The 24,168-nt window shown below is 39.9% G+C and carries 21 protein-coding genes; 16 read left to right on the plus strand and 5 right to left on the minus strand.

Annotation, left to right across the window (positions count from 1 at the left end; genetic code table 11):
- Nucleotides 1-16 precede the first annotated feature (16 nt).
- The 16 genes from CS889_RS07975 (at nt 17) to CS889_RS08050 (ending at nt 19,485) form a co-directional block, all read left to right on the plus strand.
- Nucleotides 17-2,857: a RecB-like helicase gene (locus CS889_RS07975; protein WP_089087336.1), complete on the plus strand. Its 2,841-nt coding sequence runs from the start codon at nt 17-19 to the stop codon at nt 2,855-2,857.
- A 23-nt stretch (nt 2,858-2,880) separates the two neighbouring features.
- Nucleotides 2,881-4,197: a sodium/proton antiporter NhaA gene (gene nhaA / locus CS889_RS07980; protein ID WP_089087337.1), complete on the plus strand. Its 1,317-nt coding sequence runs from the start codon at nt 2,881-2,883 to the stop codon at nt 4,195-4,197.
- 47 nt (nt 4,198-4,244) lie between these two features.
- Nucleotides 4,245-4,538, plus strand: coding sequence for a preprotein translocase subunit YajC (gene yajC, locus CS889_RS07985; protein ID WP_000531759.1), 294 nt, complete (start codon nt 4,245-4,247; stop codon nt 4,536-4,538).
- Nucleotides 4,539-6,116, plus strand: a complete 1,578-nt coding sequence (secD, locus tag CS889_RS07990) for a protein translocase subunit SecD (RefSeq protein ID WP_000765447.1) — start codon at nt 4,539-4,541, stop codon at nt 6,114-6,116.
- Between the two features lie 8 nt (nt 6,117-6,124).
- Complete coding sequence (gene secF / locus CS889_RS07995; protein WP_089087338.1) at nt 6,125-7,096, plus strand: protein translocase subunit SecF; 972 nt, start codon at nt 6,125-6,127, stop codon at nt 7,094-7,096.
- 9 nt (nt 7,097-7,105) lie between these two features.
- Nucleotides 7,106-7,444, plus strand: a complete 339-nt coding sequence (locus tag CS889_RS08000) for a DUF6394 family protein (RefSeq protein WP_000383761.1) — start codon at nt 7,106-7,108, stop codon at nt 7,442-7,444.
- 9 nt (nt 7,445-7,453) lie between these two features.
- Nucleotides 7,454-9,874, plus strand: a complete 2,421-nt coding sequence (gene leuS / locus CS889_RS08005) for a leucine--tRNA ligase (RefSeq protein ID WP_089087339.1) — start codon at nt 7,454-7,456, stop codon at nt 9,872-9,874.
- Nucleotides 9,871-10,383, plus strand: a complete 513-nt coding sequence (gene lptE, locus CS889_RS08010; protein ID WP_089087340.1) for an LPS assembly lipoprotein LptE — start codon at nt 9,871-9,873, stop codon at nt 10,381-10,383. Before leuS ends, lptE begins: the two co-directional genes overlap by 4 nt.
- A complete protein-coding gene (locus CS889_RS08015) occupies nt 10,373-11,542 on the plus strand; it encodes a bifunctional folylpolyglutamate synthase/dihydrofolate synthase (RefSeq protein WP_089087341.1) in 1,170 nt (389 codons plus the stop codon). The genes lptE and CS889_RS08015 overlap by 11 nt, the downstream gene beginning before the upstream one ends.
- Nucleotides 11,542-12,468 carry a M23B family cell shape-determining DD-metalloendopeptidase Csd2 gene (gene csd2, locus CS889_RS08020; RefSeq protein WP_089087342.1) on the plus strand — a complete coding sequence of 309 codons (927 nt, stop codon included), beginning with the start codon at nt 11,542-11,544 and terminating at the stop codon, nt 12,466-12,468. The genes CS889_RS08015 and csd2 overlap by 1 nt, the downstream gene beginning before the upstream one ends.
- A gap of 9 nt (nt 12,469-12,477) precedes the next feature.
- Nucleotides 12,478-13,416: a peptidoglycan DD-metalloendopeptidase Csd1 gene (gene csd1 / locus CS889_RS08025; protein ID WP_000478120.1), complete on the plus strand. Its 939-nt coding sequence runs from the start codon at nt 12,478-12,480 to the stop codon at nt 13,414-13,416.
- A complete protein-coding gene (locus CS889_RS08030) occupies nt 13,335-13,745 on the plus strand; it encodes a bactofilin family protein (protein WP_000963936.1) in 411 nt (136 codons plus the stop codon). Before csd1 ends, CS889_RS08030 begins: the two co-directional genes overlap by 82 nt.
- A gap of 3 nt (nt 13,746-13,748) precedes the next feature.
- Nucleotides 13,749-16,754: a transcription-repair coupling factor gene (mfd, locus tag CS889_RS08035; RefSeq protein ID WP_089087343.1), complete on the plus strand. Its 3,006-nt coding sequence runs from the start codon at nt 13,749-13,751 to the stop codon at nt 16,752-16,754.
- 124 nt (nt 16,755-16,878) lie between these two features.
- A complete protein-coding gene (petA, locus tag CS889_RS08040) occupies nt 16,879-17,382 on the plus strand; it encodes a ubiquinol-cytochrome c reductase iron-sulfur subunit (RefSeq protein ID WP_000763638.1) in 504 nt (167 codons plus the stop codon).
- 10 nt (nt 17,383-17,392) lie between these two features.
- Nucleotides 17,393-18,631 carry a cytochrome b gene (locus CS889_RS08045; protein ID WP_089087344.1) on the plus strand — a complete coding sequence of 413 codons (1,239 nt, stop codon included), beginning with the start codon at nt 17,393-17,395 and terminating at the stop codon, nt 18,629-18,631.
- Entirely contained in the window at nt 18,628-19,485 is an 858-nt protein-coding gene (locus CS889_RS08050; RefSeq protein WP_089087345.1) for a cytochrome c1, read from the plus strand. Before CS889_RS08045 ends, CS889_RS08050 begins: the two co-directional genes overlap by 4 nt.
- 199 nt (nt 19,486-19,684) lie before the next feature.
- On the opposite strand, the gene CS889_RS08055 is transcribed toward CS889_RS08050, so the two are convergent.
- The 5 genes from CS889_RS08055 to fliE form a co-directional block, all read right to left on the minus strand.
- Nucleotides 19,685-20,362, minus strand: a complete 678-nt coding sequence (locus tag CS889_RS08055) for a DUF3226 domain-containing protein (RefSeq protein ID WP_089087346.1) — start codon at nt 20,360-20,362, stop codon at nt 19,685-19,687.
- On the minus strand, nt 20,362-21,465 hold the full coding sequence (locus tag CS889_RS08060) for an AAA family ATPase (protein WP_000597747.1): 1,104 nt from the start codon (nt 21,463-21,465) through the stop codon (nt 20,362-20,364). Before CS889_RS08060 ends, CS889_RS08055 begins: the two co-directional genes overlap by 1 nt.
- A gap of 323 nt (nt 21,466-21,788) precedes the next feature.
- Nucleotides 21,789-23,636 carry a peptidoglycan D,D-transpeptidase FtsI family protein gene (locus CS889_RS08065; RefSeq protein WP_089087347.1) on the minus strand — a complete coding sequence of 616 codons (1,848 nt, stop codon included), beginning with the start codon at nt 23,634-23,636 and terminating at the stop codon, nt 21,789-21,791.
- 6 nt (nt 23,637-23,642) lie between these two features.
- Entirely contained in the window at nt 23,643-23,768 is a 126-nt protein-coding gene (locus CS889_RS08070) for a hypothetical protein (protein ID WP_001875485.1), read from the minus strand.
- Nucleotides 23,769-23,791: 23 nt separating this feature from the next.
- The gene (fliE, locus tag CS889_RS08075; RefSeq protein WP_001147916.1) at nt 23,792-24,121 is read right to left on the minus strand and encodes a flagellar hook-basal body complex protein FliE; all 330 of its coding nucleotides are present in this window, start codon (nt 24,119-24,121) and stop codon (nt 23,792-23,794) included.
- Nucleotides 24,122-24,168: the final 47 nt, after the last annotated feature.

Here is a 24,168-nt window from a genome sequence, read left to right on the forward strand (position 1 = left end):
TTTTAGGATAGCTATCATGGATACAAAAAGACAATGCATGGCTTTAAAGGCTTCAGCAGGGAGCGGGAAGACTTTCGCTTTGAGCGTGCGGTTTTTGGCCCTATTGTTTAAGGGGGCTAATCCTAGCGAGATTTTAACGCTCACTTTCACTAAAAAAGCCACCGCCGAAATGAAAGAGCGCATTTTAGACTATTTAAAAATTTTGCAAAAAGAAAACCTTGAGAGCGAAAAAGAAAAATCCCAAAATATCCTGAAAGAATTAGAAGAAAAATACCATTTAGACCCTAGCTTGGTGCGAAATAGCGCTCAAAAAATCTACCAACGCTTTTTAAACGCTGAAATTAGGATCAGCACCATTGATGCGTTTTTCCAAAGCATTTTAAGGAAATTTTGCTGGTTTGTGGGGTTGAGCGCGAATTTTGAAGTCAATGAAGACACAGAAGCGTATCAAACATGCCTTAATGAGGGTTTTTTGAGCGCTTTAAACAGCGAACAGCTTGAAGAATTGAGCGCTTTTATCGTCCAATGCTTAAGTTATGAGAGTTACACAAGCGATTCTATTTTAGAGCGGCTGCGTTTTTTAAAAAACAAGCTCTATTTATTTGATCCTAATAAGAAAGAGCCCGCATTTGATGAAAAGGGTTTTTTAGAAAAACTAAGGAGCTTAAACAACCAAATTCAAAGCATAGAAACAGCATCAAATGAGGCTAAAAAAGCCATTAAATGCGATAGTTTTAGGGGATTTTTAAACAGCTCTTTAACCTGGCTTGAAAAAAAGAGCGAATATCGCTATTTCAAAAAACTCAAAAGTGAAATCCCCACTTTAGAGAGGGAGTGCGAAGAGATTGAAAACGATTTAAAACGCTATTATGAAGCCAAAGAAACCGCAATATTTAAAAAATTCCCTAAATTCATCCAGCTTTATGATAAAGCCACTTCTAAAATCCAAGCCCTAGATTTTGATGCGATTAAAGATAAGGTTCATGTCTTATTGAATGGTTATGAAGAAATGCCGGCGGAGTTTTTTTATTTCAGGTTGGACAGCAAGATCGCGCACATTTTGGTTGATGAATTTCAAGACACGAGCTTGAACGATTATAAGATTTTAGCCCCTTTTATTGATGAGATTAAAGCCGGGATAGGGCAAGCGAAATGGCACAGGAGCGTGTTTTTTGTGGGCGATGTCAAGCAGAGCATTTATGCCTTTAGGGGGAGTTTTAGCTCCTTATTTGAAAGCGTTTCTAAGGATTTTTACCACGATAATTTGGAATTCAACCACCGCAGTGCGCCTTTAATCATTAATTACGTGAACACCACTTTTAAAAAAGCTTATCAAAATTCCCCCACCGCTTATTTGGAGCAAAAATACCCTAAAACTTCTCAAAATAAACATGCTACAGACGGCTATGTTAAAGTTTCTTTAGTGGCTGATGAAAAAGAATTGTTATTAGAACAAATCTTACAAGAAGCTAAAAACCTTTTAGATCATCGTATTGATCCTAAAGACATTACCATTTTATGCGCCACCAATAAGGACGCTTTAGAAATCAAAAATTATTTGCAAGAGCGTTTGAGCGTAATTTGCCCAAGCACGGAATCTAGCGCGAGATTGTCTCAATTGGTAGAATCTAAGATCATTAAGAACGCTTTAGAATACGCTTTAGCAGAAGAACCTTACAAGCCCTTTTATAAGCACAGCGTTTTAAAACTCGCCGGATACTTGCATGATGATGCGATCGCTTTACCTGGTTTTAACCCTAAAAAAGAGAGCGTGGCAAGCTTTGTGTGGAAAATTATGGAGCAGTTTAAACTTTATGAAGAGCCTGCGCAAAGCTGTTTGGAATTGGCCATTGGGTGCGAAGACGCCAATGAATTTTTAGAAAAATTAGAGGCTAAAGAGATCGCTTCTTTCAATCCAAAAGGCGCGCAGATCATGACCATTCATGGATCTAAAGGCATGCAATTCCCTTATGTGATCGTGTGCGAACGCTTGGGCAATCCTAATTCAAGCCATGCCAATCAACTCCTTGAAGAATATAACGGCGCAGAGCTTGCACGCCTTTATTACAGGATGAAAAATCGTGAGGTGGTGGATAAAGATTACGCTAGGGCTTTAGACAAAGAAGAAGCGGCCAAAGATCACGAAGAAACCAATGTGTATTATGTCGCATTCACTAGGGCTGAGTTAGGGCTGATTGTCGTGGCCAAAGACAAAAAAGAAAGCAAAAAAGAAAGCAAAAACAAAACAATGCGCGAACAATTGGATCTTACGCCTTTAGAAGAGGGAGAAATTATGCCGGTTGTTTCTCCTCAAAAAGAGCCTTTAATTACAAGCGTTGTCATCAAGCCCCATGCCTATGGCGAGCAAGTCCAAGAGATAGAAGAAGAGCCAGATAGCGATTATGAAAAGAATAACGACCAAGAAGCGATTAATTTCGGTATCGCTTTGCACAAGGGATTAGAATACCAATACGCTTACAACATTCCTAAACAAAGCGTTTTAGAATATTTAAACTACCATCATGGTTTTTATGGTTTGGATCACCAAGCGTTAGAAGAGAGTTTAGAGCTTTTTGAAAACGATACAGAGATACAAGCTCTTTTTAAAAATTATACCTTAAGGGGTGAAGCGGCTTTTTTATTCCAAGGGGTTGTGTCTAGGATAGATGTTTTGTTGTGGGATAGGGGGCAAAATTTGTATGTTTTAGATTACAAAAGCTCTCAAAATTACCAGCAAAGCCATAAAGCGCAAGTGTCTCATTACGCTGAGTTTTTGAAAACTCAAGCCCCCCATTTTAAGATACAAGCGGGCATCATTTACGCTCATAAAAGACTGCTTGAAAAATTATGGGTTTGAAAATAAAAATTTTAAGGTTGTCTATGAATCTCAAAAAAACAGAAAACGCGCTCAGTTTGACGCTTAAGAACTTCATTAAAAGCGAGTCTTTTGGGGGGATTTTCCTCTTTTTGAACGCCGTTTTAGCGATGGTGGTGGCTAATTCGTTTTTAAAAGAAAGTTATTTTGCGCTATGGCACACCCCTTTTGGGTTTCAAGTAGGGGATTTTTTTATCGGCTTTAGTTTGCATAACTGGATTGATGATGTCTTAATGGCGTTATTCTTTTTAATGATAGGCTTAGAGATCAAGCGAGAATTGTTGTTTGGGGAATTATCCAGTTTCAAAAAAGCTTCTTTCCCTGTGATCGCAGCCATAGGGGGCATGATAGCTCCAGGATTGATTTATTTTTTTCTTAACGCCAACACGCCTTCTCAGCATGGTTTTGGGATCCCTATGGCGACGGATATTGCGTTCGCTTTAGGCGTGATCATGCTTTTAGGCAAGAGGGTGCCAACCGCCTTAAAGGTTTTTTTAATCACTCTAGCGGTGGCTGATGACTTGGGGGCTATTGTGGTGATCGCACTCTTTTATACCACGAATTTAAAATTCGCATGGCTTTTAGGGGCTTTAGGGGTGGTTCTTGTTTTAGCCGTATTGAACCGCCTGAATGTCCGATCGCTCATCCCTTACTTGCTTTTAGGGGTGTTGCTTTGGTTTTGCGTGCATCAAAGCGGTATCCATGCGACGATCGCTGCGGTGGTTCTAGCTTTTATAATACCGGTGAAAATCCCTAAAGATTCTAAAAATGTAGAGCTTTTGGAATTAGGCAAACGATACGCAGAGACGAGTTCAGGAGCGCTTTTAACCAAAGAGCAGCAAGAAATCTTGCATTCCATTGAAGAAAAAGCGAGCGCTTTACAAAGCCCCTTAGAAAGATTGGAGCATTTTTTAGCCCCCATTAGCGGGTATTTCATCATGCCCTTATTCGCGTTTGCAAACGCTGGGGTGAGCGTTGATTCTAGCATCAATTTAGAAGTGGATAAGGTGCTTTTAGGGGTTATTTTAGGGCTTTGTTTGGGCAAGCCTTTAGGGATTTTCCTAATCACTTTCATAAGCGAAAAGCTTAAAATCACCGCGCGCCCTAAAGGCATCAGCTGGTGGCATATTTTAGGGGCTGGGCTTTTAGCAGGGATTGGCTTTACCATGTCTATGTTTATTTCTAATCTGGCTTTTACGATCGAGCATGAGGACGCTATGGAAGTGGCAAAAATTGCGATTTTACTCGGATCTTTGATTTCTGGGATCATAGGGGCTTTATATTTATTCGCACTAGATAAAAGAGCGGCTTTAAAGAAATAGTGAAAAATGCTATAATTTGAGATTAAAACATCTTTTAAGGAAATTTAATGGGACAAACTAAAGAAATTATAACGACGCTTTTACCCTTTTTGGTGTTGTTTCTTATTTTTTATTTTTTAATTGTTCGCCCGCAACGCCAACAGCAAAAAAAGCATAAAGAAATGATAGAGGGTTTGACTAAGGGCGATAAAATTGTCACTCAAGGAGGGCTCATCGTTGAGGTGCTTAAAGCGGAAGCGAATTTTTTTAGCGTGAAACTCAATGATGACACCACCGCTAAACTTTCTAAAAACTATGTAGCGTTCAAATTAGACGAAGAAACAACACCCAACAACAACTAAATGAAACTTTTTAACCCTCGTTTAATCGTTTTTATCTTTGCGCTTCTTTTAGGGGTAGGGTTTTCTGTGCCTTCTTTGCTAGAAACTAAAGGCCCTAAAATCACTTTAGGTTTGGATTTAAGGGGGGGGTTGAACATGCTTTTAGGGGTGCAAACCGATGAAGCTTTAAAAAACAAGTATTTAAGCCTAGCGTCCGCTTTAGAATACAACGCTAAAAAGCAAAATATCTTGCTTAAAGACATTAAATCCAGTTTAGAAGGGATCAGTTTTGAGCTTTTAGATGAAGATGAAGCGAAAAAATTAGACGCGCTTTTATTGGAATTGCAAGGTCATAGCCAGTTTGAAATCAAAAAAGAAGCGGAGTTTTATAGCGTGAAGCTCACCCCTTTAGAGCAAGAAGAATTGCGTAAAAACACGATTTTGCAAGTGATAGGGATCATTCGTAACCGCTTGGATCAATTTGGTTTGGCAGAGCCTGTAGTCATTCAGCAAGGCCGAGAAGAAATTTCGGTGCAATTGCCCGGCATTAAGACCTTAGAAGAAGAACGGCGCGCTAAAGACTTGATTTCTAAATCCGCTCATTTGCAGATGATGGCAGTGGATGAAGAGCACAATAAAGATGCGATGAATATGACGGATTTAGAGGCTCAAAAATTAGGCAGCGTGTTGTTGTCTGATGCGGAAATGGGGGGTAAAATCTTACTCAAAGCGATCCCTATTTTAGATGGCGAAATGCTTACAGACGCGAAAGTGGTGTATGATCAAAACAACCAGCCGGTGGTGAGCTTCACGCTAGATGCGCAAGGGGCTAAGATTTTTGGGGATTTTTCAGGCGCGAATGTGGGCAAACGCATGGCGATCGTTTTAGACAATAAGGTCTATTCAGCCCCAGTGATCAGAGAACGCATTGGTGGGGGGAGCGGGCAGATTAGCGGGAATTTTAGCGTGGCTCAAGCGAGCGATTTAGCGATCGCTTTAAGGAGTGGGGCGATGAATGCGCCCATTCAGGTTTTAGAAAAAAGGATTGTAGGTCCGAGTTTAGGGAAAGACAGCATTAAAACTTCCATTATCGCCCTTATTGGGGGCTTTATTTTGGTGATGGGCTTTATGGCGCTTTATTACTCCATGGCTGGGGTGATCGCTTGCATGGCGTTAGTGGTCAATCTTTTTTTGATCGTGGCGGTCATGGCGATTTTTGGAGCGACGCTGACTTTACCGGGAATGGCAGGGATTGTTTTAACCGTGGGGATTGCCGTGGATGCTAATATCATTATCAACGAACGCATTAGAGAAGTTTTAAGAGAAGGAGAGGGTGTTGTTAAGGCGATCCATTTAGGCTATATCAATGCGAGTCGGGCGATTTTTGATTCCAATATCACTTCCTTGATCGCTTCGGTGTTATTATACGCTTATGGCACAGGAGCGATTAAAGGCTTTGCCCTAACCACAGGCATTGGGATTTTAGCCTCTATCATCACCGCTATTATAGGTACGCAAGGGATTTATCAAGCCCTTCTACCTAAATTAGCCCAAACGAAAAGCCTTTACTTTTGGTTTGGCGTGAATAAAAGAGCTTAGGAGGTTTTATGGAATTATTCAAACGAACTAGAATCTTAAGCTTCATGCGTTATTCCAATTATGGGGTGATCGTTTCAGCGATCTTGGTGCTTCTGGCGTTAGGGCTTTTGTTTTTCAAAGGGTTTTCTTTAGGGATTGATTTTGCGGGGGGGAGTTTGGTGCAAGTGCGCTACGCTCAAAACGCTCCCATTAAAGAAGTGCGCGATCTGTTTGAAAAAGAAGCTCGTTTTAAGGGCGTTCAAGTGAGCGAATTTGGCTCTAAAGAAGAGATTTTAATCAAATTCCCTTTTGTAGAAACGGCCGAAAATGAAGACTTGAACGCTATCGTGGCCAATATTTTAAAACCCAGCGGCGATTTTGAAATCCGTAAATTTGACACTGTTGGCCCTAGAGTGGGGAGCGAATTGAAAGAAAAGGGCATTTTGTCGCTGATTTTAGCACTAATAGCGATCATGGTTTATGTGAGTTTCCGCTATGAATGGCGTTTCGCTTTAGCGAGCGTTGTTGCGCTTGTGCATGATGTGATTTTAGTGACAAGCTCGGTGATTGTTTTTAAGATTGATATGAATCTGGAAGTGATTGCGGCTTTGCTCACATTGATTGGGTATTCCATTAATGATACGATCATTATTTTTGATCGAATCAGAGAAGAGATGCTCTCTCAAAAAACCAAAAATGCCATTCAAGCCATTGATGAAGCCATTTCCAGCACGCTCACGCGCACGCTTCTAACTTCTTTAACCGTGTTTTTTGTGGTGTTGATTTTGTGCGTGTTTGGGAGTAAGATCATCATTGGCTTTTCGTTGCCCATGCTAATAGGCACGATTGTAGGGACTTACAGCTCTATTTTCATCGCCCCTAAAGTAGCGTTATTGTTAGGCTTTGATATGGGTAAATATTATGAGAATGAGGCTAGAAAAATCAAAAAAGCTCAAGAGAAAGAAAAAATGCGCCGTTTGTATGAGGGCGGTCAAGTTTAAGGAGTTTCTATGGATTGGGGTCGGGTCATTCATGTGCTGTTCAGCCTTATTTCTTTAACCACCATTGCAGGGTTTTTGTATGAGCCTAATACGGTGGTGTTGTTTGTAGCGTTAGCTTTAAACCTTATTTCTGTTACGCTCAAAATTGGGGTGTGCAAGCGTTTCGCTTCAGAGTTGTTGGCCAGCTCTTTAGCCACCGTGTTGCACCTCATACCGGCGTTTGTGTTTTTACAGATTTTAAACAATTTGGTTACAGCTTACATGCTCATGATTGGGGCGTTAATTAGTAACGCTTTTAGCCTCATCTTTTTGTTGATTGAAAGCGTTGTAACGAGCGAAACAGACTAAGGGGTAATGATGGATTTTATCAATATAGAAAAAAAATGGCAAGAATTTTGGTGGAAAAATAAGAGTTTTGAGCCTAAAGACGATTTTAACCTCCCTAAAAAATACATTCTAAGCATGTTGCCTTATCCTAGTGGGGAAATCCACATGGGGCATGTGCGCAATTACACCATTGGCGATGCGTTGGCGCGTTATTATCGTTTGCACCATTACAATGTGTTACACCCTATGGGGTTTGATTCTTTTGGGATGCCTGCGGAAAATGCGGCCATTAAGCATGGTATCCACCCTAAAACCTGGACTTATGAAAACATTGAAGCCATGCAAAAAGAGTTTGAAGCTTTAGGGTTTTCTTTTTCTAAAAACAGGGAATTTGCTACTTCAGATCCGGATTACACGAAATTTGAACAGCAATTTTTCATTGATTTGTGGGAAAAAGGGCTGATCTATCGCAAGAAAGCCATGCTCAATTGGTGCCCTAACGACAAAACCGTTTTAGCTAATGAGCAAGTCATTGATGGGAGGTGTTGGCGTTGCGACACAGAAGTCATTCAAAAAGAACTCTACCAATATTATTTGAAGATCACAAACTACGCTGAAGAATTGCTAAAAGACTTAGAAACTTTAGAGAATCATTGGCCTTCTCAAGTCCTAACCATGCAAAAAAATTGGATAGGGAAATCTAGCGGGTTGCAATTTGGTTTTAAGATCGCTGATGAGTGTTTGAAAGCTTGCAACGGCATTCAAGAAATTGAAGTTTTTACCACAAGAGCGGATACCATTTATGGCGTCACTTACATTGCGATCGCCCCAGAACACCCTTTAGTAGAGCATGCCATCAAGCAAGTGAGCCAAGAAGATTCAAAGGTTATTAAAGCGATTTTAAACACGACTCAAAGAGAAAGAGCCTTAGAGAAAAAAGGGGTGTTTTTAGGAATTTATGCTATCCACCCTTTAACGAAGCAAAAAATCCCTGTTTGGGTGGCTAATTTCGCTCTAGCCAATTATGGCTCTGGGGCGTTAATGGGCGTGCCAGCCTGCGATGAAAGGGATTTTGAATTCGCTAATCTTTATCATATCCCTATTAAAGTGATCACTCAAAGTTCTCAAAGTTTGCCCCACACCAAAGAAGAGGTTTTAAAAAATAGCGGGGAGTGGAGCGATCTTTCTAGCTCAGTGGCCAGAGAGCAAATCATCGCTTATTTTGAAAAAGAAAACCTCGGTAAAAGGGTCATCAACTACCGCTTGCAAGATTGGGGGGTGAGCCGTCAAAGGTATTGGGGAGCGCCCATTCCTATGATTCATTGCAAGAATTGCGGGATCGTGCCTGAAACCCAACTACCGGTAACTTTACCTGAAGACATTGTGATTGATGGGGAGGGCAATCCGTTAGAAAAGCATGCAAGTTGGAAATTCGCTCAATGCCCTAAATGCCACAAAGACGCTTTAAGAGAAACAGACACCATGGACACTTTCATCCAATCCAGTTGGTATTTCTTGCGCTACACCACGCCCAAAGATGAGCGTAAAAATCAAGCGTTTGATCAAAATTACTTGAAGTATTTCATGCCAGTGGACACTTATATTGGCGGCATTGAACATGCGATTTTGCACTTGTTATACGCGCGCTTTTTCACTAAGGCTTTAAGGGATTTGGGCTATCTCAATTTAGATGAGCCTTTCAAACAGCTTATCACTCAAGGCATGGTCTTAAAAGATGGCGCTAAGATGAGCAAATCTAAAGGCAATGTCGTTAGCCCTAAAGAGATACTTAAAAAATATGGGGCTGATGCTGCAAGGCTTTTTATCCTTTTTGCTGCCCCACCGGCTAAAGAATTGGAATGGAATGACAGCGCTTTAGAGGGTGCACACCGGTTTATCAAGCGCTTATACGACAAAGCGAACGCCATTACCCCTACCACTTCTAAGCCTGAATTTAAAGGAGTGAGCCTGAATGAAGCGCAAAAACTAGCCCGCAAAAAAGTCTATGAGGCGTTGAAAAAATCGCATGAAATTTTCAATAAGGCTGAAAGCGCTTACGCGTTTAACACTTTGATCGCAAGCTGCATGGAGGCTTTAAACGCTTTGAACGCGCAAACTAATGAACAAATTTTATGCGAGGGTTATTTTGTGTTGTTGCAAATTTTAGAGCCTATTATCCCGCACATGGCATGGGAATTGAGCGAGAGGCTTTTTAAAAGGGAGAATTTTAAGCCTATAGAAGTAGATGAAAACGCTTTGATAGAAGACTTTATGACTTTAGGGCTTACCATTAATGGCAAAAGGCGCGCGGAATTGAAAGTCAATGTTAACGCCAGTAAAGAAGAAATTATTGTTTTGGCTAAAAAAGAATTGGAGAAATATTTAGAAAAGGCGAGCGTTAAAAAAGAAATTTATGTGCCTAATAAGCTTGTTAACTTTGTCATCGCATGAGGGTTTTACTTTTTTTTATTGTGTTGCTTTTGTTCAAGGGCTGTGGGTATAAACCCATCGCCGCTTACGCTCAAAACGCGCTTGGCGATAGCGTGTATGTAAAACTCATTGTGAATTTGCCTAACCCTGAAAACTCTGTGGAGTTTAAGGATTTGATGAATCGTTTAGTCGTGCAACGCTTCCAAAACCGCCTGGCGAGCGAAAAGGATTCAGATTCCATTATTATCATAGAAATCACGAATGTAACCGATACGAGCATCACGCAAAATAAAGAAGGTTTTACGACTTTCTATCGCGCGACCGTGTCTGTGAATTACACCTACGATAATAAAAGAGGCGTTAGAAAGACTTTTCAAAATAGCGGATACTACAATTACGCCGTGAATTTACAAGACCCCCTTAACACTTTCCAGAACCGCTATTACGCTATCAATCAGGCTGTGGAGCAAACTTTGACTAAATTTGTGGCTCAAATCGCTTATGAGGGGAAATTCAATAATGAAAAATAGTCATGGGTTGAAGGCGTTTTTAGAAACAAAGCCTAAGGAATACCATCAGTTTGACCCTAGCCGTTTCATTCAAATTTATAAAGATTTTAAAAACGCTTTTTTTGAGATTCAAGCCAAAGTCATTCATGTGGTAGGGACTAATGGTAAGGGCAGCACAGGGCGGTTTTTAACCCTTTTATTAGCCGATCAAAATTTTAAGGTGTTGCATTTCACCTCCCCTCATGTTTTTGAATTCAGGGAGCGCTTTTATTTGAATGGTTCTGTTGTTAAAGAAAGCGTTTTAGAAAACGCCCACCAGCAATTGCAATCGCATGCTTTCAGCAGTGCTTGCTCGTATTTTGAATACGCTACCTTACTAGCCGTCATGCTCGCTAAAGATTGCGATTATCTAGTCTTAGAAGCGGGGCTTGGGGGGGAGTTTGACAGCACGAACGCTTTGGAAAAAACCCTAAGCGTTTTCACCCCCATTGATTACGATCATAAGGAATTTTTAGGGGATAGTTTAGAAAGCATTGCGACTACTAAATTAAAAGCGATGAGTTCTCTTAATGTCATCGCTCCCCAACAAGAACTGGTTTTAAATGTGGCTCAAAAAATCGCCAAAGAAAAACGCGCGCAATTGATTGTGGTTCAAAATGAAATTTCAAAAGGAGTCGGGGATTATATTGAACGCCACCATTTAGCCCATTTTTTAGCGATGAATTTAGAAGTGGCCCTAAAAGCGTTTGAGACGCTAGTGCCATGCAATAAACAAGAAGTTTTAAAAAACCTAAAGCCCCTGGATTTAATCGGCCGTTGCGAGCTTTTAAGCCCTAATATTTTAATAGATGTGGGGCATAACCCCCATAGCGCTAAAGCCTTAAAAGAAGAAATCAAACGCCTTTTTAACGCTCCAATCGTTTTGATTTATAACTGTTATCAAGATAAAGACGCTTTTTTGGTGCTAGAAATTTTAAAGCCTGTGGTTAAAAAGGTTTTGATTTTAGAATTGCATAATGAAAGAATTATCCAATTAGAAAAACTTAAAGGGATTTTAGAAACTTTAGGGTTAGAACACGCCTTGTTTGAAGATGTGAAAGAAAATGAAAATTATTTGGTGTATGGCTCATTTTTGGTAGCCAACGCTTTTTATGAACGCTATCCAAAGAAGAGGGATTGATGCCACAAAACCAGCTTGTGATCACCATCATTGATGAATCAGGTTCTAAACAGCTCAAATTTTCTAAAAATTTAAAACGCAACCTCATCATTTCTGTTATCATTTTTTTGTTGATCGTGGGGCTTGGCGTGGGGTTTTTAAAATTTTTAATCGCTAAAATGGATACGATGACAAGCGAGAGGAATGCGGTTTTAAGAGATTTTAGGGATTTGTATCAAAAAAATTACACTTTGACAAAAGAGATTAAAAACAAGCGAGAAGAGCTTTTTATTGTGGGGCAAAAGATCCGTGGGCTAGAATCCTTGATTGAAGTCAAAAAGGGGGCTAATGGGGGAGGGCATCTCTATGATGAAGTGGATTTAGAAAATTTGAATTTGGCTCAAAAACATTTAGCGCTCATGCTCATTCCTAATGGCATGCCCCTAAAAACTTATAGCGCTATCAAACCCACTAAAGAAAGGAACCACCCCATTAAAAAGATTAAGGGCGTTGAATCTGGGATCGATTTTATCGCGCCATTAAACACGCCTGTTTATGCGAGCGCTGATGGGATTGTGGATTTTGTGAAGACTCGTTCTAATGTGGGGTATGGGAACTTGGTGCGCATTGAACATGCGTTTGGTTTTAGCTCTATTTATACGCATTTAGATCATGTCAATGTGCAGCCTAAAAGCTTCATTCAAAAAGGGCAGTTGATTGGCTATAGCGGGAAGAGCGGTAATAGCGGCGGCGAAAAATTGCATTATGAAGTGCGCTTTTTGGGTAAAATTTTAGACGCAGAAAAATTCCTGGCATGGGATTTGGATCATTTTCAAAGCGCTTTAGAAGAAAATAAATTTATTGAATGGAAGAATCTGTTTTGGGTTTTAGAAGACATCGTCCAGCTCCAAGAGCATGTGGATAAAGACACCTTAAAAGGTCAGTAGGGGTTTTTGGTGTTTTTAGACAGGCGTTTGATTGTGATGGTTACGGACTCTAAAGGGAGCCGTTATATTAATGTTCATATCTTATTCCGTCAAATCAGTTTGTATGCGCTGTTGAGCGTTGTGGGATCTTTATTGTTTTTAGGCGTTTCATTACTGGTTTTAAATAAAGAAATTAGAAATATTGAAAAACAGCATGCTTTAATCACTAAGGAATTTGAGAAAAAAAGAGAGACTAATGAAAAGCTTTCTTTGCAAATGGATGAATTTTTAGACGATTTGCAACTTTCAGGGGAGCGCATCAACGATTTAGAAGAAGTGGTGGGGGTGAATAGGCCTGAAGAAGAAAAAGAAGAGGGCAATTTTTCCAGCCGCTTGGATGTCGCTGGGATTACCGGGCTTCAAAAAAGCTTTATCATGCGCCTTATCCCCAATGACTACCCGCTAGAATCCTATCGGCGCGTTTCAGCCGCCTTTAACAAAAGAATGCACCCTATTTTGCATGTGTTGCACAACCATACCGGGCTTGATTTAAGCACCGCTATTAACACCCCTGTGTATGCGAGCGCGAGCGGGGTAGTGGGGTTAGCGAGTAAGGGGTGGAATGGGGGATATGGGAATTTGATTAAGGTTTTCCACCCTTTTGGTTTTAAAACCTACTACGCCCATTTGAATAAAATCGTCGTAAAAACGGGCGAATTTGTCAAAAAAGGGCAGTTGATTGGGTATAGTGGTAATACAGGAATGAGTACAGGACCGCATTTGCATTATGAAGTGCGCTTCTTAGATCAACCCATAAACCCCATGAGTTTCACCAAATGGAACATGAAAGATTTTGAAGAAGTTTTTAATAAAGAAAGGAGCATCAGATGGCAATCTTTGATAACAATAATAAATCGGCTAATGCAAAAACAGGACCAGCGACTATCATCGCTCAAGGCACCAAAATAAAGGGGGAGCTTCATTTGGATTACCATTTGCATATAGATGGCGAATTAGAAGGGGTGGTGCATTCTAAAAGCACGGTGGTGATCGGACAAACCGGCTCGGTAGTGGGTGAGATTTTTGCTAATAAATTAGTAGTGAATGGCAAGTTTACTGGCACGGTGGAAGCGGAAGTGGTAGAAATCATGCCTTTAGGGCGCCTTGATGGTAAGATCTCTAGCCAAGAGCTTGTGGTGGAAAGGAAGGGGATTTTGATTGGGGAAACTCGCCCTAAGAATATTCAGGGGGGGGCGTTGTTGATCAATGAGCAAGAAAAGAAAATTGAAAATAAATAGGGAATGATCCAATCTAGCCTTTATAGAGCCTTAAACAAAGGCTTTGATTACCAAATACTCGCTTGTAAGGATTTTAAAGAATCCAAGCTCGCTAAAGAAGTCATAAGCTATTTTAAGCCAAATACCAAAGCCGTTCTTTTCCCAGAGTTTAGGGCTAAAAAAAACGACGATTTGCGTTCGTTTTTTGAAGAATTTTTACAGCTTTTAGGGGGTTTGAGGGAGTTTTATCAGGCCTTAGAAAACAAGCAAGAAGCGATCATCATTGCCCCTATTAGCGCTTTATTACACCCTTTACCTAAAAAAGAACTTTTAGAAAGCTTTAAAATCACTCTTTTAGAAAAATATAACCTTAAAGATTTGAAAGACAAGCTCTTTTATTATGGCTATGAAATTTTAGACTTAGTGGAAGTGGAAGGCGAAGCGAGCTTTAGGGGGGATATTGTGGATATTTATATACCTAATTCTAAGGCGTATCGCTTGAGTTTTTTTGACGCAGAGTGTGAGAGCATTAAGGAATTGGACCCCACCACTCAAATGAGTCTCAAAGAAGATTTGTTAGAAATTGAAATCCCCCCCACGCTTTTTAGTTTGGACGAACCATCTTATAAGGATCTAAAAACAAAAGTGGAACAAAGCCCCTTAAATAGCTTTTCTAAAGATTTAACCAGTTTTGGTTTGTGGTTTTTAGGAGAAAAAGCAAACGATTTGTTGCACACCTATAAAAGTATTATAAGCCCTAAGGCTTTAGAAGAAATTCAAGAATTAGCGAGCTTAAACGAATTGGATGATGAGCGTTTCAAATTTTTAAAGGTTTTAGAAAACGCGCAAGGCTATGAAGATTTAGAAATCCATGCGCATGCCCTAGAAGGCTTTATCGCTTTGCATTCAAATCATAAAATCACGCTCCTAGCCCCTAATAAAACGATTTTAGATAATGCGGTAAGCGCGCTTGAAAAAAGCAACATGGAATGCGTGATCGCCCCCTTTGTGTTAAATTTTAAAACCCCTAATGGAATTTTTATCTCGCTCAATTCCTTTGAAAGGAAGAAAAAACGCCAAAAATCCAAGCTCGCTTTGAATGAATTGAATGCGGGCGAATGGGTGGTGCATGATGATTATGGGGTGGGCGTGTTTTCTCAATTAATCCAGCACAGCGTTTTAGGGAGCAAGAGGGATTTTTTAGAAATCGCTTATTTGGGCGAAGACAAACTGCTATTACCGGTAGAAAACTTGCATCTCATCGCTCGCTATGTGGCGCAAAGCGATAGCGTGCCGGTTAAAGACCGGCTAGGGAAAGGGAGTTTCCTCAAACTAAAAGCTAAAGTCAGGGCTAAACTTTTAGAAATTGCGGGCAAGATCATTGAATTAGCGGCTGAACGCAATTTGATCTTGGGCAAAAAGATGGACACGCATTTAGCGGAGTTGGAAGTCTTTAAATCGCATGCGGGGTTTGAATACACCAGTGATCAAGAAAAAGCCATCGCTGAAATTTCAAGGGATTTAAGCTCTCACAGGGTGATGGACAGATTATTGAGTGGGGATGTGGGTTTTGGGAAAACGGAAGTGGCGATGCATGCGATTTTTTGCGCGTTTTTGAACGGCTTTCAAAGCGCGCTAGTCGTGCCTACTACTTTATTAGCCCACCAGCATTTTGAAACTTTAAGGGCGCGTTTTGAAAAGTTTGGCGTTAAAGTGGCTCGTTTGGACAGGTATATTAAAACTAGCGAAAAAAGCAAGCTTTTAAAGGCGGTGGAATTAGGGCAAGTTGATGCGCTAATAGGCACGCATGCGATTTTGGGCGCAAAGTTTAAAAACTTGGGTTTAATGGTCGTAGATGAAGAGCATAAATTTGGCGTGAAACAAAAAGAAGCTTTAAAAGAATTGAGCAAAAGCGTGCATTTCTTAAGCATGTCCGCCACGCCTATCCCGCGCACTCTAAACATGGCGCTTTCTCAAATCAAAGGCATTAGTTCTTTAAAAACCCCACCCACAGACAGAAAACCCAGCCGCACTTTTTTGAAAGAAAAAAATGACGAACTCTTAAAAGAGATTATTTACAGAGAATTACGCCGTAACGGGCAAATTTTTTACATCCATAACCACATCGCTAGCATTTCAAAAGTCAAAACCAAGCTAGAAGAGTTGATCCCTAAGCTCAAAATCGCCATTTTGCATTCCCAGATTAACGCTAATGAGAGCGAAGAAGTCATGCTAGAGTTTGCTAAGGGGAACTATCAGGTTTTATTATGCACTTCTATTGTGGAATCAGGGATTCATTTGCCTAACGCTAACACGATTATTATTGATAATGCGCAAAATTTCGGGCTGGCTGATTTGCACCAGTTAAGAGGGCGTGTGGGGAGAGGCAAAAAAGAAGGCTTTTGCTATTTCCTCATAGAAGATCAAAAAAACTTGAATGAACAGGCTTTAAAACGCTTGCTCGCTTTAGAAAAAAATTCGTATTTGGGCAGTGGGGAGAGTATCGCCTATCATGATTTAGAAATCAGAGGGGGTGGGAATTTGCTTGGGCAAGATCAAAGCGGGCATATTAAAAACATCGGTTATGCGCTCTATACGCGCATGCTTGAAGACGCGATTTATGAATTGAGTGGGGGGAAGAAAAGGCTTGAAAAAAGTGTAGAGATCCAACTTGGCGTGAGCGCTTTTTTAAACCCTGAACTCATTGCAAGCGATAGTTTGAGGTTGGATCTATACCGCCGTTTGAGTTTGTGTGAAAATGTAGATGAGGTGGGGCAAATCCATGAAGAAATAGAAGACAGGTTTGGCAAAATGGACGATTTGAGCACTCAATTTTTGCAAATCATTACGCTTAAAATCTTAGCCAACCAGCTTGGCATCCTTAAACTTTCTAATTTCAATCAAAACATCACCCTTACTTATAGCGATGAACATAAAGAAAGCCTGAAAGCCCCAAGCAAAGACGATAACGATATTTTAGAAACCCTTTTGAAACATTTGCGCGCTCAAATTTCTTTAAAACGGCGTTAAAAGCGTTTGATTTTAGTCTCAATTTTGTTATTTTAAAAAAATTATTAAGAGAGTTTGTTGTAGAATAGGGATTTGCTAGGCCTTTAGTCGTTAAAAGGTAATTATCATTAAGGAGTTTTTAATCATGGCAGATATTCAAAGGCGTGATTTTTTAGGAATGAGCCTTGCTAGCGTTACAGCTATAGGGGCGATAGCGAGTTTGGTAGCGATGAAAAAGACTTGGGATCCGCTCCCAAGCGTTGTTTCAGCCGGTTTTACAACCATAGATGTGGCGAACATGCAAGAAGGGCAGTTTTCCACGGTGGAATGGCGTGGGAAACCGGTCTATATCCTCAAGCGTTCTAAAAAAGAGGGCTTTAATGAAAAGCGCGATTTTAAAATTGGCGAGAGCGTTTTTACCACAGCCATTCAAATTTGCACGCATTTAGGGTGTATCCCCACTTATCAAGATGAAGAAAAAGGTTTTTTATGCCCATGCCATGGGGGGCGTTTCACGGCTGATGGCGTGAATATTGCCGGCACTCCCCCTCCACGCCCTTTTGATATTCCGCCTTTTAAAATTGAAGGCACTAAAATCACTTTTGGTGAAGCCGGGGCTGAATACAAGAAAATGATGGCTAAAGCGTAAGGAGAGTTCAATGGCAGAGATAAAAAAAGCGAAGAATTTAGGCGAATGGCTGGACATGCGTCTTGGCACTAACAAGCTTGTTAAAGTGCTAATGACAGAATATTGGATCCCTAAAAACATCAATTTCTTATGGGCCATGGGGGTGATTTTATTAACCCTTTTTGGCGTGCTTGTAGTCTCAGGGATTTTCTTGCTCATGTATTACAAGCCTGATGCGAAAATGGCGTTTGATAGCGTGAATTTCACGATCATGCAAGAAGTGGCTTATGGCTGGCTTTGGCGCCACATGCATGCTACGGCAGCGAGCATGATTTTTGTCATCATTTATATCCACATGTTTGTTGGCATCTATTATGGCTCTTACAAAAAGGGTCGTGAGATGATTTGGATTAGCGGGATGATTTTGTTTGTGGTCTTTAGCGCGGAAGCCTTTAGCGGGTATATGCTGCCTTGGGGGCAGATGAGCTATTGGGCGGCAGCGGTTATCACTAATCTGTTTGGAGGTATTCCTTTCATTGGGGCTGATGTGGTGGAGTGGATTAGGGGCAATTATGTCGTGGCGGATTCCACTTTAACGCGCTTTTTCATGCTCCATGTCTTTTTACTGCCCATTGCGATCATTCTACTTGTTGGGGTGCATTTTTATTCTTTACGCATCCCGCATGTCAATAACCAAGAAGGTGAAGAGATTGACTTTGAATTGGAAGAAAAGAAATTCATTGAAGGCAAGAAAAAAGAATCCAAAGTCATTCCTTTTTGGCCGGTGTTCTTGTCTAAAGATATTTTTGTGGTTTGCGCGTTCATGGTCTTTTTCTTTTACTTGGTGTGCTACCACTATGATTTTGCGATGGATCCTATTAACTTTGAAAGGGCTAACAGCCTTAAAACGCCGCCTCACATTTACCCTGAATGGTATTTCTTATGGAGCTATGAAGTCTTAAGAGGCTTTTTCTTTAGCGCTGATTTAGGGCTAATGGCCTTTGGCGTGGCGCAAGTGATCTTCTTCTTACTGCCCTTTTTAGACAGAAGCCCAGTCGTCGCTCCCGCGCACAAACGGCCAGCGTTTATGGTGTGGTTTTGGCTTTTAATCATTGACATGATTGTTTTAACGATCTATGGTAAATTGCCTCCGCTTGGGATTGGTAAATACATCGGCTTATTTGGTTCAATCACTTTCCTAGTCCTTTTCTTTGTGGTATTGCCCATTATCACTATCGCTGAGAGCAAGAAACAAGGGGGTGCTAGATGAAAGAATTTAAGATTCTAATCATCCTTATTGTGGTGGTAGGCGTGATTTATTATGGGGTTGAGCCTTATGCGCATTCGGTGATGCACCCTAAAGTCGCTCCGGCAGATTTTGCTTTCAAGGATTTAGAGCCGATTGATTTAAAAAATGGCGACGCTAATAAAGGCAAACAGCTTGTAGCCGAAAATTGCACCGCTTGCCATGGCATTAAATCCCAAAACATTCCAGCCCCTATGGACAGCCTTAGCGCGAGCAACTCTTTTGGGGTTGTGCCACCGGATTTAAGCCATGTGGCGGGGGTTTTGAACGCGAATTTCTTAGCCCATTTCATCAAAGACCCCGTGAAAACGGCGAAATTGAGCCATAAATTCAACGATGAAAGGCCCTATCCTATGCCGGCGTTTTCTCAATTTAGCGATCAAGATTTGAGCGACATTGTGGCGTATCTCACTTCTATTTTGCCTAAAAATTTGAGCGATAAGGAAGTGTTTGCGCAAAGTTGCCAAAGGTGCCATAGCCTGGATTACGCTAAAGATAAGGCCTTTAGCGATCCTAAAGATTTAGCCAATTATTTAGGCTCTCATGTACCTGATTTGTCCATGATGATTAGGGCTAAGGGCGAACATGGCTTGAACGTTTTCATCAACGATCCGCAAAAGCTTTTGCCTGGCACGGCCATGCCTAGAGTGGGATTGAATGAAAAAGCTCAAAAACAAGTCATTTCTTATTTGGAAAAAGCGGGCGATAGGAAAAAGCATGAAAGGAATACTTTGGGGATTAAAATCATGATTTTCTTTGCGGTGCTATCGTTCTTGGCTTACGCGTGGAAAAGAAAAGTTTGGAGCGAAGTGCATTGAATTGAAAAAAGGGGGGAGGTTTTATGATTTTTGATTTATGGTGGGTTGTTTGAATGGTGTTTTCAAAACAACCCTTATTTTAGGATCTTATTATTATTAATATGCCCTTATAAGATTTTATGGTTACAAAGCCTTTTAAGTGGTTTAAACTCAATTTGAGAAAGTTAATACTCGTAAAAATCAAGGGTTTTTATTGGGTTTATTTTAAAAAATCAATCAATGCTTGAAGTTTCTTTAAATCAAAATCAAAAAATTTTTCAAGAATTTCTGTATTTTTTGGCTTATCTAGCATTTTAGCGGTTGTAGCAACAGGATCTAGATCGTTTAACCCACAAGGAATAAAACCTCTCTTTAAACAAATAGAAAGCGTGATATAGGGTTGTAGCCAACATTTAGTGCGTTTTTTTTGTTCTGATTGGATAGATTTGATTTGTTTGACTTTATTAAAAAGCTCATTGTAATGTTGGCGGAAACTTGTGTAAAACGCCTTATTTTCACTTTCTTTTGCCATTTTTTCTAGCAAATGCTCTAACTCGCAATAGTTGGGGTTGTGTTCAGTTTCATCATTTTCTGGCAATAAAAAAATCTTAATCTGGTTAAACTCTTCATCATTTAAGCGGTACTCTTTTTTTGGGTTTTTTTGGAGTTGTTTCTTTATTTCTTGAATTTTAGTCTCTTTTGTTTGGTTGTCTGAATCAAAAACGATGTAAATATCCTTAACTTTTAGGTATTCTTTAATACTCTCTGCTTTTTCAAAAAGCTTGGTATTGCTCTTACAACTAAAGATACCATCAATGCATAAATTTTTTACTTTGTTTAAAAGCGTTAAAAAGATTGCATCTGATTCGCCCTCCACATAAACGATTTTTTTTCTCATTAGCCTCTAACCTCCATGCCCTCATGGAGCGCTTCTTCTAGCATAGAATAGCTGTGTCTGATAAAGCCAAAAGTGCTTTCTTTTTCAAGCTCAAACAAGGCTATATCTTTAAAAACTCCCGTTTCATTATTGGGCATGGTGTTGATAGCGTTCAATAAAAATTCCTTATTGTGCGTGGTGGCAAAAATTTGAATCTGTAATTTTTGAGCTAACTTAAACAGAGCTTTTAAAAACTCTTGCATTTTTGTATGGTGCAAACCGCTTTCTATTTCATCAATAAAAAGATACTTGACGCGATTATCAAGAAGAATGCTCACCATGATAAAGAATTTGATAAAACCCCAACCAAACGAATTTAAAAGCCTTTTGGGACTTTCTTCTAGCGGTGTGTTTTCATCTTTGATTTGGATATAGACAGACTTTCTTATTGTATTAGCATTTAAAATATTAGGGTTGAAACATTGTAGGATTTCAATCAATTCTTTTTCTTTGCTTGCTAATTGTAAATTTTCCAATGCTTTAAGAGAATTAACAATAGATAATTCTATGGGAATAAACATCGCATTTTCTTTATAGGTTTGAGCGATTTTATCTAAATTAGAATGGATTAAACCTAGGTTTTGCCTTTCAAATTCATAAGTCATTGTCATGGGGGAAAGGGATGGATTGTAGGAAAATTGGAGCTGTGGCTTCGTTATTGTTGTGTTTATAAGGTTTGTCATATGAGCATCATCGCTATTCAAATTGATGTCTTTGCTGTAACTGGTTTGTGTGGGGTATTGGATAGTAAGAGGGATAGTAGCATGTTCAAATTCAGTGCGGATACTAATAGGATTAGCGGTGTTTTCTTGATAAAAAAAGGTTTTTAGGTTGTCGGCATTGAGTTTGATTTTTCTGAATTCACTAATATTCACGGCATGTTCAGGAGGAAGACTGACTTGATTGGCAGTAGGATCACAAAGACCTGTGTTGGTATAAAGAGCTTCTAAAAGATTGGTTTTACCCGTATCGTTTTGACCGGTAAAAAAGTTGATGAGTTTAAAATTTTCCATTTTAAGGTGCTTAAAATTTTTGTAATTTTCAATCTCTACGCTTTTAATCATTTGGATTTCGCCTTTTAATGAGTCTAGTTGATACCGCCAAGTTTATAGTTGCTCTAATTTTACATTATTTTGATTAAATTTTGAATACTCATCTATTGCAAACCTTGCGTTTAAATTATGGTAGCAAAGTTAATTCGCATTCTTTTTTAATTCAAGGGTTAGTTTTGATTATCTTTTTAGGGATTATGCAAGCCTCATTTTATTTAATTGGGATCAATCTAACTTAAACAGATTTCTTCTAATCCATCCTTTAAATTTAGCTTCAAATCGCAGATCTAGTAGTCTAAAGCTTCTTCTTTGGAGTTGGGGTTAAAAAGAGCCTTTTATTTTATTTTAAAGCGGTTTTTTTCTAAAGCGTTTTGAATCGCAATAGAGGGCGATAGATAATTGTAACGCACTAAAATTTCGGTGATTTCTTTAAAAATGGGGGCTGCAATCTTGCTAGCGTAATATTCTTCCTTGCCATGCGAGCCTAAGATAACCACGCCGATAGTAAAAACCTGCCTTTCATCTTCAGCGAACCCAAAAAAAGAGCTGTTGTAGGACTCCGCGCTATAACTCCCGTTTTTAGCAACCCTAGCCGTGCCGGTTTTTCCCCCTATGTATAGCCCTTCAAATTGAGCGTTTTTGCCTGTGCCATAACGCACTACTTTGATTAAGGTTTCTTTCATTTTCCTAGCGCTTTTGGGGCTAATGACTTGAAAGGTGGGTTTGGGGCTAGGGATGTAAATATCGCCATTAGGGGCGGTTTCTCGTTGCACTAAATAGGGGGTAGTTAATTTGCCTTCATTAGAAAACACCGCATAAGCCCTTAAAAGCTGCAAAAAAGTCGCGTTCAACCCATAGCCATAAGAGACGCTCCCCTTTAACACTTCACGCTTGAAAGCGGACAAAGGAGGGATCTTTCCTGTGGCTTCTAAGGATAAATCAATGCCGGTTTTTTGAGAAAATCCATAGCCTAAAAGCCCGTTATAGAAATCCTCTGGGTTGAGGCTTTTACTGATTTTTATCATGCCCACATTGCTAGATTGGATCAAAATGTCTTCCACAACGGCCTTTTTACTGGGGATAAAGTCGTCTTTAATGGTGTATTTTCCTAATTGGTAATAGCCATGGTTTAAATCAATGCGCTCTTTAGGGTTAATCAAATTCTTATCTAACAGCAAGGAATAAACAATAGGTTTAATCGTGCTGCCTGGCTCAAAAACCTTTTCGGCAACGCTCAAATTCAAGTTTTCATAATCGCTGGTTTTAATCGCATTAGGATCAAAGCGGTTGCTTGAAGCTAAGGATAAAATTTCCCCGCTTTTAGGGTTGATAATGCCCACCAGGATTTCTTTAGCCCTGAGTTTGTCTTTGGTTTTATCTAATAGGGTTTCAATTTCTCTTTGGAGTTTTAAAGGAACGCTCAAATACACCTCATAGCCATCAAGGCGCTCAACCTCTGTGTAAGAGTGGTTTTGAATGAAATTAAAACTCACGTCTCTTTTGCCTGTTCTTATGCCATTTTGTTGGGCTTTAAGCAAGTTGTTTTGAGATTTTTCAACGCCTTTCTTACCGGTAGTTAAAGTGAGCTTGTCTTCTTCTTGTTTTTGCACATAGCCAATGATGGGCTCTAGGCTATTTTGATAAGGGTAATGCCTGGAAACGCCGCTCACTTCAATGTTTAGCCCTTGCTTTTGCCACACTTTATCGTGTGCGTCTTTGAAATTTTGAAAAACCCCAAAGGCTAAAAATTTCTTATTCAAGTCTCTAATATTAGCGGCCATATTGGGCGTGAGATTGTAAGCTAAAATCGTGTAGCCTTTCGTATTGAGCGCGTCTTTTAGGGACTCTTTAGGGATATTGCTATAAATAGAAAGGAAATCAACGAAAAAATCTTCTTTATTTGGGTTTAAAAACCTTGTGTCAAAGCCCAATTTGAAAAGGGTTTGTGAAGTGGCTAGGCTGTAGTTGTCTTGACTATAAATAGTCCCCCTAGTAGCGGTGTCTTGTTTGATCATCACCAAAGTGGGCATGTTGGCTTGTGCAAAAAAAGCTTTTTTAAAAGCGACCATTAAAAAAATAAAAAAAAGCAACAAAAAGATTAGCGCCGTAACCACACCCTTGTCTCTTTGGATTTTTAGGAATTGCTCTGGGTTGAAGTAAGGATCAATATTCTTATTATCCATAAGCGCTTACTTGAAAATGGCGTGGCGTTGGACTTTCACAACGCATGGGAGCACGGATTTTTGATGGTAAAATCTATTAAAATGGGGCGTAACAAAAACAAACCCTCTCTTTAAAAAAGACCAAGCGATCATTTAAAGAGACGCCACTTAAGAGATTAGATCTGCGTTCTCAAAAGCTCTTTATAAGCACTGATGGCTTTGTTACGCACTTCAAGCATGAGTTTCATGCTCGTTTCGGCCTTCCCTATGGCGATAGCCGCTTGGTGCAAGTCCTTGATCTGCCCTGTCGCCATGTCAGCTAAGGCTTTATCAGACTGCTCTTGAGTGTTATTAAGCTCGTTGATAGATTGTTTCAAGAGTTTAGAAAACTCCCCACCTTTTTGTTCTTTAAAGGCGTTACCCGATTCTTCTCTTTTAGTCCTGTTGTCCGTGTTAAGCTCAGAGAAAGGACTCAATAAGCTTTTATCATTGTGTATGGCTTGCATAGAACCTCCTTAAGCTCTTTTTTAAAAATTTAACTCTATTAAATATC

It is taken from the genome of Helicobacter pylori (assembly GCF_900120335.1).
In the GTDB taxonomy this organism is placed as follows: Bacteria; Campylobacterota; Campylobacteria; order Campylobacterales; family Helicobacteraceae; genus Helicobacter; species Helicobacter pylori_BU.